General features: G+C 66.1%; 8 protein-coding genes and 1 tRNA gene. 4 read left to right on the top strand and 5 right to left on the bottom strand.

All coding sequences use genetic code 11. The features are described 5' to 3' along the window. Window positions 1–21: 21 nt before the first annotated feature. Window positions 22–98, top strand: a tRNA-Arg gene (locus tag IB274_RS01030). A gap of 53 nt (window positions 99–151) precedes the next feature. Here the strand turns inward: IB274_RS01030 and IB274_RS01025 are convergent. The 5 genes from IB274_RS01025 to wecB all read right to left on the bottom strand — a co-directional run bounded on the left by IB274_RS01025 (window position 152) and on the right by wecB (window position 8,696). Further along, window positions 152–1,219 (bottom strand): sensor domain-containing diguanylate cyclase, encoded by a 1,068-nt coding sequence (locus tag IB274_RS01025; RefSeq protein ID WP_192430275.1) that lies wholly within the window; start codon window positions 1,217–1,219, stop codon window positions 152–154. A 94-nt stretch (window positions 1,220–1,313) separates the two neighbouring features. Further along, window positions 1,314–2,189 (bottom strand): DUF4434 family protein, encoded by an 876-nt coding sequence (locus IB274_RS01020; protein ID WP_192430274.1) that lies wholly within the window; start codon window positions 2,187–2,189, stop codon window positions 1,314–1,316. Continuing rightward, window positions 2,189–5,374, bottom strand: a complete 3,186-nt coding sequence (locus IB274_RS01015) for an NfrA family protein (RefSeq protein WP_192430273.1) — start codon at window positions 5,372–5,374, stop codon at window positions 2,189–2,191. Before IB274_RS01015 ends, IB274_RS01020 begins: the two co-directional genes overlap by 1 nt. Further along, entirely contained in the window at window positions 5,371–7,545 is a 2,175-nt protein-coding gene (nrfB, locus tag IB274_RS01010; RefSeq protein WP_192430272.1) for a cyclic di-3',5'-guanylate-activated glycosyltransferase NrfB, read from the bottom strand. The genes IB274_RS01015 and nrfB overlap by 4 nt, the downstream gene beginning before the upstream one ends. Further along, complete coding sequence (gene wecB, locus IB274_RS01005) at window positions 7,542–8,696, bottom strand: non-hydrolyzing UDP-N-acetylglucosamine 2-epimerase (RefSeq protein WP_192430271.1); 1,155 nt, start codon at window positions 8,694–8,696, stop codon at window positions 7,542–7,544. Before wecB ends, nrfB begins: the two co-directional genes overlap by 4 nt. Before the next feature lie 254 nt (window positions 8,697–8,950). Between wecB and IB274_RS01000 the strand changes: the two genes are divergently transcribed. The 3 genes from IB274_RS01000 (at window position 8,951) to IB274_RS00990 (ending at window position 12,860) form a co-directional block, all read left to right on the top strand. Beyond that, window positions 8,951–9,802, top strand: a complete 852-nt coding sequence (locus IB274_RS01000) for a LysR family transcriptional regulator (protein ID WP_192430270.1) — start codon at window positions 8,951–8,953, stop codon at window positions 9,800–9,802. 285 nt (window positions 9,803–10,087) lie between these two features. Continuing rightward, the gene (locus IB274_RS00995; RefSeq protein WP_192430269.1) at window positions 10,088–11,143 is read left to right on the top strand and encodes a putative 2-aminoethylphosphonate ABC transporter ATP-binding protein; all 1,056 of its coding nucleotides are present in this window, start codon (window positions 10,088–10,090) and stop codon (window positions 11,141–11,143) included. A 1-nt stretch (window position 11,144) separates the two neighbouring features. Next, window positions 11,145–12,860, top strand: coding sequence for a putative 2-aminoethylphosphonate ABC transporter permease subunit (locus IB274_RS00990; RefSeq protein WP_192430268.1), 1,716 nt, complete (start codon window positions 11,145–11,147; stop codon window positions 12,858–12,860). Window positions 12,861–12,863: the final 3 nt, after the last annotated feature.

The raw sequence follows: 12,863 nt of genomic DNA, 5'->3' as shown, positions 1-12,863 counted from the left end.
GGTTAACATGCCGACCCGATTGTCCCGGTAGCTCAATTGGATAGAGCGTCCCCCTCCTAAGGGGAAGGTTGGAGGTTCGACCCCTCTCCGGGACACCAGTACGCCAAGGCCCGCATCTGCGGGCCTTTTTCGTTTCTACCCGGGGTGGCCATCAAGGCGAATAGGTCATCCGGTTGCGCCCGTTGTGCTTGGCGTCGTACAGCGCCTGGTCGGCCTTGATCAGCGCCTGGCTCAAGGTTCCGTCCGCCGTGAGATGGGCCAGGCCCAGGCTGATGGTGACGCTGGGCGTGCCGGGCAACTCGGCGGTCACGCGGCGTAGCTGCTCGACCCGCGACTGAGCCTCCTCAACGCTGATCCCCCACAGGTACAGGCCGAACTCTTCGCCGCCCAGGCGGGCGAATTCGAAGTCCTGCATTTCATGCTGGATGGCGCGCGCGACGCGGGTCAGCACTTCGTCGCCGATGTCATGGCCGTAGGTGTCGTTGACCCGCTTGAAGTGGTCGATGTCGATCATCACCAGGTAGCGCTGTTCACCGTCGTTTCCCAGGCGCTGGCCGACGCGGGTCATGAAGGAGCGGCGATTGGGGATGCCGGTGAGCACGTCGAGGTAGGCCTGGTCCAGCAGCAGTCTGGCCATGGCGTAGTTGTACAGCTTGGCTTTGCTCAGGTGGTGGAAGATGTAGACCGAGAGCGCGCTGATGAACAGCGGGTAGCAGACCAGCATGCTGCGCCGCGCGTCCAGGGCCGGCACATCGCCCAGTAGCGGGTTGAGGAAGGTCCAGGTCACTACCAGCACGGAATAGAAGGCGAGATTGTTCAGCGGCATCGCGGTGGCACTGTAGAGCACCGTGGCGGCCGCGATCACCAGCCAGGCAGGGCGCAGTGGCTCCGGCAAGCCGTCGATCACCAGGCGTGCGCCGAGGCTGAAGGTGATGACGAAGGCCAGGTTGAGCCAGTAGAAGTGCACCGCCTTGCGTACGAAGCTGGCCACCACGGTGATGAGGAAGAACACACCGAGGAAGAGCACCGAGACGTAGGTGAAACCCTGGCCGGCCTGGAAGCTGACGATGAGGTCGAAGAGCAGCCACATGGCGGCGCTCACGGCAAAGATCAGCAGGCTGAGCCCGTGGAGTCGCTCGAAATCGTGCTGGAGGAATTCGGCCCTGATCCCGGCCGGGACGCTTTGCTTGAGTATCTCGGACTCGATGGTCTTGAACATGAACCGCCCTGTGCGCGTGTGGGATCGCTCGCGCGAGAATAGCCGAACCCGCTGCCCACTGCGCTAGCGTGCGGCGGGCATCGGGCGAGGGATCTCAGGGCGTTGCGGATATGCTGGGGTGCTCGCGCTGGTTGTCCAGCAGCACCTTGCCCCAGGGTCGGTAGCGCACCTCGAAGACGGCGCTGGCGTGACAGCCGGTGGACGCGCTGGAAGGCGCGGCAGGTTCGGCGTGGAAAGGCTGGCCGGCGGCACTGGTCTGGCGGAAGGCTTCGCGGACGATGCCGACCGGGCAGGGCAGGGCGGCGGCGTAAGCCTGGCCCACGCGCTCGGGTAGCGCGCCGGTGCCGGCGCCGTCCTGCCACCAGACCTGCACGCCGAGCCCGGCGATCTGCCCCAGCCAGTCGCCATACACTTGCGGCGCCAGCTTGCCGCCGGAGAAGGCGCTCAGCTGCAGCGGCGCCTTCAACTGGCCGGCGAAGTCCTTGAGCTGATGCTGCAGGGCCTGACGGCGCTCGGCGGCCTGGAAGTGCCAGTCGTCCAGTTCCATCGGCAGGTACCAGGCGGCGACGGGCAGTTTCCACTGCTCGCTCACCTGCCGTTGCTGTGCCAGGGAGCGGCCCAGCTGATGCTGCCAGTAGGCCTCCAGGCCGGGCGTGTCCAGCTCGCTCTGGCGCTGGTAGTAGGCCGGGTCCATGTACAGCCCGAGGACCAGTTGCAGGCCGTTGTCGTGGGCGCTTTTCAGGGAGCGTGCGAGCCAGCCGTTGGCACCGCCGAAGTCGGAGTCGCCATAGGCGGTCCACTGCACGATCAGGGTCTTCGCACCCTGGGCCGCACTGGCGCGCCAGACCTGCTGCCACTGCGCGTCGCTCAGCGCAGCATCGACATTCAGCGGCTGGTAGAACAAACGGTCATCGGCGTGCGCCGTGGCGGCGGAGCACAGCAGGGCCAGGGCGAAAATCAGGCGTCGCATCAGAAGTTCACCTCGAGTCCCACCAGCCAGCCGTTGGCCTGTTCATAGAGATTGCCCGCCATGCCCAGCTGGTACTCGGTACGCACGGTGACGTGGGCGCGGTAGGCGTTGTAGCGGTCTTCGCCGTACCAGTACTGCCAGCGCAGGCCGACGCCGCTGCGCAGGTCCTGACGCCAGTCGTTGCTCGGGTCCTGCGCGGAGAACTCGGCAAAGCCGTACGGCATGATCGTCTGCGGCGAGTCCACTGGCAGCTTCCAGGTGTGGCCCTGCTGGTAGCGCGAGACCCACTGGTGGTCGCCGGCGTGAGTCCACCAGGCGAAATCGGTGTAGAGGAAGCGCTCATCCCAATCGCTTTCGTCCACGCGCCAGTCGTTGCGGTAGTCGCCCTGGTCGAGGAAGGAGGCGGTGGCGCGCAGCAGGAAGTCGGTGGAGGTCTGGCCGTACTTGTCGCGCTGGCGCACGTAGCGCTCGAACTTCTCGGGTGTGCCGATCTCGTGCAGGCGGATGCCGTCGAAGGCGTAATCGGAATCGCCGTCGTTCTTCACCGTGTTCTGCTTGTACAGCTCGCTGTAGAGGTTGAGGTTGTAGTCGCCGAAGGGCTTGTAGCGCAGGCCGAAACCGGCGGCGAGGGTCTGGGTGTACTGCTTGCGTCCTTCATTGCCGGCGATCGCCCGGCCGTACACCGAGAGGGTGCTGCCGTTGCGAGTCGGTTCCTCGCCCAGGGCGTGGTCCCAGATGAAGGTCTGCAGGTTCTGCGATTGCGCACGGCGGCGGTTGCCGGTCTGCCTGTCGTCATTGAGGATCGGCACCGTAGTGACGCCGGCCGGCGACCAGGTACTGGCGATGGTCAGGTTGTCGCGCTGGGACAGCACCTGATGCGCGCGGCGCTGGCGGAAACGGCGGGCTTCGAGGCTGCCGTACTCGTCGTCGGCGGCGACCGGGTCCTGTTCCAGGTCGATCACCCGGCGCAGCTCGCGGCGGGCGGCGAAGCTGTCCTCGGCCTCGTCGTAGCGCCAGGCGAGGGTTTCGCCCAGGCGGAAGTCCTCGGGGTAATCGCGGGTGGCACGCTCCAGGTAGGGGATCGCGGTGCGGCGCTCTTCCGGGGTGTCGGTGCCGGCCAGGCGCATGCCGTAATCGGCGCGGAAGCGCGGATTGTTGGGGTCTCGGCGTACCGCCTCGGCTAGCCAGAGCTTGCTCTGCTGCGTGTCCCCGGCCTTCTGTGCACTGCCTGCGGCGTTGTAGAAGTGCTGGCCGTTGGGTTCGTGCTGCAGGGCCTCGCGGTGCCGCGAAAGGGCGTCGGGGTAATCGCCGCGGGCGTCGGCGATGTTGGCGCCCAGTGCCCAGTCGTCCGCGCTGGCTTTCTTCGCCTGCTGCCAGTAGCGCTCGGCGCCGGCATTGTCATTGGTGAGCAGCGCGGCGCGGCTTGCGGTGAGGCGGGCGTTGTCATTGAGTTCGCTGGCGGGCAGGGTGTTGAAGATGCGCAATGCACCGGCGGGATCGCCGGCGGCTTCCAGCGCATAGGCCAGCGGCAGCTGGCTTTGCTTGTCGCCGTGGGCGATCGCGGCCTGGTAGTAGACCACGGCTTCGCCGGGGCGCGCGGGCATGGCACAACGGCCGAGGGCGCGCAGTTCGCCGGGGGTGTTGGAGTTCGGGTTCAGGTAGCGCTGCAGGGCGTCGCAGCGCCCGCCCTCGGCGAGGCGGCCGAGCAGGTAGCCGCGCGACACCGGGTCGGCCTTGGGCAGCAGGGCTTCGATCCGAGCGACGTCCAGCGGTGTGTCGCTGCGTGCGTGGATGCCGGCCAGACGTTGCAGCAGGGCGGGCGGCAAATTGCCGCCGCGGCGGTCGTAGGCGCTTTCCAGCAGTTGTTTGGCGCGTTCGGTGCGCCCGGCGTTGAGGGCGAGGTAGCTGGCCTGATCCAGCGCCTTGAGGTCACCGGTCTGGCGATAGCGCTGCTCCCACAGTGCTGCGGCTTCGCCAGTGCGGCCACGGGCCTGCAGTAGCTCGGCGCGCTGGCGCACGGTGTCAGGCGTCTGCGGCTGGCGCGATAGCCAGGCCAGAGCCTGGTCTGTGCGCCCCTGGCGCCGCCAGGAGTCCACCAGTTGGTCGCGCCGGGCGGTGTCCCAGGGTTCGGGAAGCCGGGTGTTTTCCAGCAGGTCGGTGGCGTCCAGGCGCTGGGCCAGCACCAGCCAGGTCTTCGGGTCGTCAGCGGGTTTGCACTGCTGCAGTTTCGCCAGCGCCGCTGCCTGGTCGTGGCGTGACAGCCATTCGGTGGTTTCCAGGCACGGCCGATTCTGCTGGTCACTGAGCTTGCTCACCAGCGAGGTGTCGGCGCTGTCGCGGGCGACCTCCAGCAGTTGCGCCTGGCGTGTCGGGTCGTTGCGGTCCTGCTCCGGCAGGGTGAGCAACCAGCGCTTGGCCACCTCGGTCTGATCGACGGCGATGGCACGGTCGATGATCGCCAGTCTTGCCTGGCGCGCGGCGTTGGCGTCGGGGGCCTGCTGGATCAACTGCTCCAGCGGCTTTTCTTCCAGGCGCTGGGCGTAGGCGTTGGCCAGGCGACGCCAGTCATCGGCGGAGAGCTGGTGAGCGGTGGCCAGCGGAGCCAGCTGGGCGATGGTGGTGTCCCAGTCGCGCAGTTGTTCGGCCCAGTTGGCGCGGGCCTCGCGCAGCACGCGGCCATCGTTGCCCGGTGGCAGGCTGCCGAGCCAGTCCAGCGCCTTGGCGGCCCCCTGGGTCTGGCCGAGCTTGAGGCTGTAGGCTTGCCACAGGCGTACGCGCTCGTTGGCGTTGCTGGTGTGGGCCAGCCACTGGTTGATCTGGGCTTCGGGTGGCGGGCCGTTCTCGATCAGGTCCAGGCGCAGTTCGGTCAGGGCCTGCGCGCCGGCATCGGTGCCGGCCAGTGCCTGGGCTTCCTTCTCGGCATCGTCGAAACGCCGCTGCTTGGCCAGGGACTGGATCAGCAGCGAGCGCGCCTCGGTGTTGTTCGGCACGCGGCCCAGCAGGTGGCGCATCAGGCGTTCGACTTCCGCCCAGTTGCTCTTCTTCGCTTCCTTGTAGCCCTTGTCGAGGTAGGGGAAGCTGCGGAAACGCTGGAACTCGCTGAGCTGGTCGTCGGCGGCCTGCGCCAGTGGGGCGGCGATGCTCGCCAGGATCAGGCCGTAAAGCAGGGTTTGTTGCGGTTTCACACGGCCTCCCGGGCGATGCGATAGGCCTCGTGCTGTTCGCTGGCCTGTTCCTGGAGAGCTTCTTCGAGCACCTGCTGGGTGATCATGCCGCGCTTGATCAGGTGTTCGCCGAGGGAGTCCTGCTCGGGATCGAAATCGATCAGCGCCTGGTTGAACAGGCTGGGCGGGACCATGCCGCGCACCTGCAGCAGGGCGCCGAACATCACCACGTGCCCGCTGAGTCGTTCCATCAGGGCTTCGTCGCCTTGGCGTTGCCTGAGCACCTCCACAATGGCGCGGGTTTCGTCGGTCTGGTTGCGGCCGCCATACCAGTGCCGCAAACCAAGGGTGACGCGTCCCTGGGGAGCCAGTCGACCGCGCACCGGGCGCTTGAGCTGACGGCTGATGGCGCCGAGGGAGACCTGGCTTATCTGCTGTTCGCTGGCCAACACCAGGGTGTTGCCCTCGATGGCTACCGGCAGCACCGCGTAGCGCAGTGCGAGCTTGCGCGGCAGTGCTTCGATCAGCTTCTCGTCCAGAGTGAAGGGATTGAGCGGCGCCCATTCCTCACCCAGTTCCTCGGCCAGTGTTTCGACCAACTGGGTGCTGGTGATCAGCTCGCGCAGCAGTAGCTCGCGGCCTAGGCGGCGACGGACCGGGCTGGTCAGCGCCGACTGCAGCTGCTCTTCGGTGATCAGGCCCTTCTCCTTCAGGCGCTGGCCCAGCGGCGTGCGCTGCGGGCCGGCGAGGGCGGGGAATTCGTGGGTGGTCTTGTCCCAGGCGACCCGGCGCGAATCGCCCATCTCCATCACCTGCTTGAGCGCGCGCAGGTTGGCGAAGAAGTTGACGAAGTTGCTCCACATCATCCGCGGCGCCGACAGCAGCCCCTCGAAGATGCCGTAGAAGCGAGTGACGAACCAGAAACGCTGGAACAGTCGGTTGAGCAGCATCAGGCCGTTGAGGAACAAGAGCACGACCAGCAACTGGCTGCCCTCGAGGATCGACGGGAAGCGCCAGGCGTTGGGCGACAGGCTGGTGATCAGCCACATGGTGATCAGCACCAGGAACAGCAGGTTGACCAGGAAGCTCAGCAGGTAGGCGATCAACCCCCGGCGGTCACGCCAGAGGAAGTAGTTGAGCATGGTCTTGCTGCTCCAGCCCAGGTTGCGCGTGCCTTGGAAAACGATCCCGGTGATCCACCTGGACTTCTGCCGGATGGCGTGCTGCCAGGTGCGCGGGAAGTGTTCGCGCACGCAGATGACCTGTGAGAAGCGCCGGTCCATGCCCGGCACCCATTCGTTCTTCAATGCCAGCTGCGGGTCGGTGATGGAGTAGCGGGCGAAGATGCACTTCATGCCTTTCTGCTTCAGGCGGAAGCCGATGTCGTAGTCCTCGGTGAGACTCTGTACATCGAAGGCGATGCCGTCGCCGTCCTCCAGCAGCGCTGCGATGGCGCGGCGGCTGAAGCAGGTACCGACGCCGGCGCTGGGCACCTGGCCGGTCAGTGCTTCGCGTACCGGCACGTCCTTGCCGTGGTTCTCGGCAAACTCGTCGACGTAGTGGCCGGCGGTGAAGCCGGTCCATTCCGGGGCGTAGGGGTAGACCGGGATCTGGATCAGGTCCTTGGCCGGCAGCAGGTAGTTGAACAGGCGCAGTTCCAAAGGCGAGATGACGTCTTCGGCGTCGTGCAGGATGAAGCCGGAGAATTCGATGCGCGCGTCGGCCTCGAAGCGCAGGATGGCGTCGATGATGTTGTTCAGGCAGTCGGCCTTGCTGGTGGGGCCGGGGCGCGCGCAGACCACCTTGTGCACGTTGGGGTAGTGCAGGCACACCGCGTCCACGTCCGCCTGGGTCTGCGGATCGTTCGGGTAGGTGCCGACGAAGATCTGGTAGTTCTCGTAGTCCAGGGTGGAAGCCGCCAGGCGGGCCATCTCGCCCACCACGCCGACCTCGTTCCAGGCCGGCACCATGATCGCCAACGGCTTCTCCGGAGCGGCGAACAGGCGTTCCTCGTCGGCCCGGTCGAAGCGGTTGTAGATTCGGAAGCGGCGCACCAGTACGCGGCCCCAGTACACCAGGTCGATGAACAGGTCATCCAGTCCGAGCAGGAACATCAGCGCGGCGAGGATGATCGCCAGGTACTTCAGGGCATAGAGAACGTAGGTGAGGATATCGACCAGTTCGAGGCTCATTCGAACTCGCTTGCCTTGCGTGATTCACCGAACCAAGACAGCAGCCGGGCGACGATCTTCTCGCTGGCATGGCCGTCGCCGTAGGGGCTGAATACTCGGCTCATCTGTTCGTAGACTTCTTCGTCGCGCAGCAGATGGCTGGCTTCGCTGACGATGCGGCTGGTGTTGGTGCCCACCAGTACCACGGTGCCACCTTCCAGTACGGCGGGGCGCTCGGTGACGCGGCGCAGCACCAGCAGCGGCTTGCCCAGCGCCGGCGCTTCCTCCTGGATGCCGCCCGAATCGGTGAGGATGATGTACGCGCGGTCCATCAACCAGACGAAGTGCTGATAGTCCTGCGGGGCGATAAGGTGGATGTTGGGCTTGTCCGAGAGCAGGCCGTACACGGCTTTCTGCACCTGCGGGTTCAGGTGCACCGGGTAGACGAAGTCCACGTCGGGGAAGCGCTGGGCCAGCTCCGCCAGGGCCTGGCAGATGCGCTCGAAACCCTTGCCGAAGTTTTCCCGGCGGTGACCGGTGATCAGTACCACGCGGCGGTCCCCGGTAAATTTGGCCAGGGGCGAGTCGATAGCGGGTTTCCAGTTGGTTTCGTGCAGGTGCTCGCGCATCCACAGCAGGGCGTCGATCACCGTGTTGCCGGTGACCTCGATCTGGTCGATGTTCACCCCTTCGCGCAGCAGGTTGTCGCGCGAGGCCTTGGTCGGCGGGAAGTGCAGGTCGGCGATCACCGCGGTGAGGCGGCGGTTGGCTTCCTCCGGCCAGGGCTGGTGGATGTTGCCGGTGCGCAGGCCAGCCTCGACGTGGCCCACCGGGATCTGCCGGTGGAATGCGGTGAGGGCGGCGATGAAGCTGGTGGTGGTATCACCGTGGACCAGCACGATGTCCGGACGATGGCGGTCGTAGCTGTCGTCCAGCTTGCCCATCATCTGCAGGGACAGACTGTTCAGCGTCTGGCCCTGGGTCATGACGTCGAGGTCTTCGTCCACCTCGAGTTCGAAGGAGTCCAGCACTTGCTGTAGCATCTCGCGATGCTGGCCGGTGGAGCAGATACGCAGCTCGATTTCCGGGGTACGGCGGAGGACGCGGGCGAGGGGGGCCATCTTGATGGCTTCCGGACGGGTTCCGAAAACCATGGTGACTTTGTACTTCATCAATTGCTCCTTGGGCGCACCCTTGTGAGGCCGCCTTCGGTTTCCGTGTGGGATTTTTCCAAGGGCAATGAAAGTCGCTCAAGTCCGGGCTGTCCAGCTACAACTGGCATTGCCAGTGATACAGGTCAGGTATGTTGACCTTTTCGGGTGTTTTGTCGCCTGGCTGCAGGCCGCGTCGTCAGTGGGCTGGCGCCGGTTTGCCGGCAGCGCCGAGAAAAAATGTTGATGGATTTTTCGAATAGGCGGATCGGTCGATGCTGAGCGCGGAATTGAAGGCGTTCTACCGGGTGGCGAAGCTGGGCAGCATCACCCAGGCGGCGAAGAAACTCGGCCTCAGCCAGCCGACCGTGACCACGCAGATCCGCAACCTGGAGAGCCAGTATGCGGTGGAGTTGTTCTATCGCGGCGGCCGTCGCCTGACCCTGAGCGACGAGGGCGCGCGTCTGCTGCCGATGGTCGAGGCGCTGTTGCAGCAGGAGGCTGATATCGAGTTCTACCTGCGCAACTGTGGGCAGATGCAGGGCGCGCTGCGTATCGGCGCTACCTCTCCTTATTACGTGCTCGGGCTGATCAAGAATTTCCGCGAGCGCTTCCCGCAGATTGAAGTGTCGGTGGAGATCGGCAACTCCCAGCAGGTGCTGGAATCGCTCATCGAATGCCGGGTCGACCTGGCCGCCTCATCGCAGCAGGTGGACGACGCGCGCCTGGCCCGAGTGGTTTTGGGCAGCGATCCGCTGGTGCTGGCGGTGCACCGCAGCCATCCGCTGGCCGCGCTGTCGTCGGTGAGCCTGGGGGACTTGCGCAACCATTGCCTGCTGATGCGCGAGGCGGGCTCGACGACCCGCCAACTGACCGAGGCGATGTTGCAGCAGGCGGGGGTGACGCCGGCCTCGATGCTGGAGATCGGCAGCCGTGAATCGATCCGCGAGGCGGTGATTCGTAACCTGGGGGTGAGCATCATTGCCCGCCAGGAAGTGCCGGATAACCCGCAGTTGTGCGTGCTGGAGATCAAGGGTGCGAGCCTGATCGACGAGTACCTGTATTGCCTGAAGGATAGGCGGCAGGCGCGCTTGCCGAGTGCTTTCCTGGCGCTGGCGCAGGTGTAGAAGAAGCGGGCTTGCTCGCGAGTCGTCCAGCGCAGGTGTTCCAGTGTAGGAGCGGGCCATGCCCGCGATCGCGCGCATGGCGCGCTCCTACAGTGGTGTTCTGACAAACCGCTCAACGCCGCCACCTCCAAAAAAAATTCGCCCCCATACCAAAATCTGCCTATGGATCTATCGGCGCACTTGGCCCTTTCGCAATAGTGCCGTCGCAATCCGTCCCTAGCATGGACCTCGTTCCTTCACGCCACGGCTCACGCGGTGTGAACCACAAGAAGACGAGGTACCACCATGCACCCCATCATCGCCGGCACGCCGCTCAGCGTGCGTCATATCCGCAAGCGCTTCGGCCAGTTCGTCGCCCTCGACGGCGTGTCGCTGGACGTCAAGGCCGGTGAGCTGGTTTGCCTGCTCGGCCCTTCCGGCTGCGGCAAGACCACGCTGCTGCGCTGTATCGCGGGCCTGGAGCGACAGGACGATGGCAGCCTGCACCTGGGTGATCGCGATGTGTCGAACCTGCCGCCGCAGGCGCGGGACTACGGCATCCTGTTCCAGTCCTACGCGCTGTTCCCCAACCTCACGGTCGAGCAGAACATCTCCTACGGCCTGACTAACGCCTCGAAGGATGAAGCGCGCCGCCGCGTCGCCGAGATGCTCGAACTGGTCGGCCTCACCGGCAGCGAGAAGAAGTATCCCGGCCAGCTCTCCGGTGGCCAGCAGCAGCGCATCGCCATGGCCCGCGCGCTGGCGCCAAGCCCGTCGCTGCTGCTGCTCGACGAGCCGATGTCGGCGCTGGACGCCCGCGTCCGCGAGCATCTGTGCGGCGAGCTGCGCCAATTGCAGAAGAGCTTGGGCATCACCACCGTGATGGTCACCCACAATCAGGACGAGGCCATGTTGATGGCCGACCGCATTGCGGTGATGAACCACGGGCGCATCGAGCAGTACGGCACCGCCCAGGAGATCTACAGCACCCCGAGCACGCCCTTCGTCGCCGAGTTCGTCGGCCAGGGCAACTGGCTGCCGTTCGAGCGAGGCAGCGATGGTCATGCGCGGGTCGGCAGCCTCAGCCTGCGTCTGCCGAGCCAGGCGCCCAGTGCCTCGGGTCGTTTGTTCTGCCGCCCGGAAGCGATCAGCGTGAACCCCGCCGTGCACCAGGAAAACCTGTTCCGTGCGCAGATCCGCGAGATCACCTTCCTGGGCAACCGCTGCCGCATGAGCTTCGAGCTGGAGCAACTGCCGGGCCACGCGCTGTTGGCCGAGCTGGCGCCGGAGGACATGCCGCGCCTGGGCACCCCGGACATCTGGGTGTCGCTGCCGCCGCGCAGTCTGCAGGTGTTCGCCTGAGATGGAAGCCGTGGTGAAGCACAGTCCGGCGCTGTCCGTCGGCAAGGTTCGCGGCGATCTGGGTGATCGCCTGTTCGTCCGTGGCGGCAAATACCTGCTGCTGGTCCTGCTCACCCTGGCGGTGCTGATGCCGTTGCTGGCCATCTTCTGGCGCGGCTTCAGCGGCGAAGCAGGGCAGGGCGGCGGCCTCGCGGCCATGGGCGAGCTGCTGCGCAGCGACAACTTCCACTGGCTGCTGGGCAACAGCCTGAAGGTCTCGGTCAGCGTGGCCTGCATCGTCGTGCCGGCGGCCTACCTGTTCGCCTACGCGCTGCAACGCACGCTGATCCCGGCCAAGGGCCTGTGGCGCGGGATTTCCCTGCTGCCGCTGCTGGCGCCGTCGATGCTGCCGGGCATCGCGCTGATTTACCTGTTCGGCAACCAGGGCCTGCTGCGCCACCTGCTGCCGGACAACATCTACGGCTTCTGGGGCATCGTCCTCGGCGAGGCCATCTACACCTTCCCCCATGCGCTGATGATCCTGCTGTCGGCGCTGTCGCTGGCCGATGCGCGCCTGTTCGACGCCGCCTCGAGCATGGGCGCCGGGCCCTGGAAGGCCTTCCGCAGCATTACCTGGCCGGCCTCGCGGCAGGGCGTGTTCGCTGCCTTCTGCCTGGTGTTCACCCTGACCATCACCGACTTCGGCGTGCCGGTCGTGGTGGGCGGCGACTACCAGGTGCTGGCGCTGGAAGCGTACAAGGCGGTGGTCGGCCAGCAGCAGTTCGGCCGTGGCGCGCAGATCGGCATGATCCTGCTGCTGCCGGCGCTGCTCAGCTTCGCCGTCGACACCTGGCTGCGCCGTCGCCAGGGCGACGCCATGAGCGGCCGGGCGCAGGTCTACCACCCCAAGCAGTCACGCCGCCGAGATGCCGCCTTCCTCGCCATCGTCGTGCTGATCAGCGCGGTGTTGCTGGGCGTGCTCGGTATGGCCGTGTACTCCTCGCTGGTGAAGTTCTGGCCGTACAACCTGTCGCTGTCGCTACACCACTACGACTTCAACACCACCGCCGGTGGCGGCTGGCTGGCCTACCGCAACAGCCTGACGATGGCCGCGTGCACCGCAATCATCGGCAGCGCGCTGATCTTCACCGGCGCCTACCTGATCGAGAAGACCCGTGAGCAGCGCTGGCTGAGCCAACTGCTGCGCATGCTGTGCTTCGTGCCGATGGCCGTGCCGGGCCTCGTGCTGGGCCTGGGCTACGTGTTCTTCTTCAACCTGCCGGGCAACCCGCTGCATGTGCTCTACGGCAGCATGGCGCTGTTGGTGGTGTGCACCATTTCCCACTACCTGACCACCGCGCAGATGACCGCCACCGCCGCGCTGCGCCAGCTCGACGGCGAGTTCGAGGCGGCTGCGCTGTCGCTGAAGATGCCACTGTGGCGCCACTACCTGCGCGTCACCGTGCCGATCTGCCTGCCGGCGCTGCTGGATATCACCCGCTACCTGTTCGTCTCGGCGATGACCACGGTGTCGGCGGCGATCTTCCTCTACAACCCGGACACCATCCTCGCCGCCGTCGCCGTGCTGAACATGGACGACTCCGGCAACGTCGGCGGCGCGGCCGCCATGTCGACCCTGATCCTGCTCACTTCCGCAGCCGTGTCGCTGCTGCTGGCCGGCGCCTCGCGCGGCCTGCTGCGCCGCTCGCAGGCCTGGAGGAAGGGTGCGAACCCGTAACCC

This window comes from Pseudomonas sp. PDM18, assembly GCF_014852585.1.
Classification (GTDB): domain Bacteria; phylum Pseudomonadota; class Gammaproteobacteria; order Pseudomonadales; family Pseudomonadaceae; genus Pseudomonas.
The sequence above is the reverse complement of the archived record's forward strand: the minus strand, read 5'-3'. Positions and strand labels throughout refer to the sequence as shown.

Excerpts from the sequence above, each read along its gene's own strand:
- IB274_RS01025 (WP_192430275.1), bottom strand. The coding sequence starts at position 1,219 with ATGTTCAAGACCATCGAGTCCGAGATACTCAAGCAAAGCGTCCCGGCC.
- IB274_RS01020 (WP_192430274.1), bottom strand. The coding sequence starts at position 2,189 with ATGCGACGCCTGATTTTCGCCCTGGCCCTGCTGTGCTCCGCCGCCACG.
- nrfB (WP_192430272.1), bottom strand. The coding sequence starts at position 7,545 with ATGAGCCTCGAACTGGTCGATATCCTCACCTACGTTCTCTATGCCCTG.
- wecB (WP_192430271.1), bottom strand. The coding sequence starts at position 8,696 with ATGAAGTACAAAGTCACCATGGTTTTCGGAACCCGTCCGGAAGCCATC.
- IB274_RS01000 (WP_192430270.1), top strand. The coding sequence starts at position 8,951 with ATGCTGAGCGCGGAATTGAAGGCGTTCTACCGGGTGGCGAAGCTGGGC.
- IB274_RS00995 (WP_192430269.1), top strand. The coding sequence starts at position 10,088 with ATGCACCCCATCATCGCCGGCACGCCGCTCAGCGTGCGTCATATCCGC.
- IB274_RS00990 (WP_192430268.1), top strand. The coding sequence starts at position 11,145 with ATGGAAGCCGTGGTGAAGCACAGTCCGGCGCTGTCCGTCGGCAAGGTT.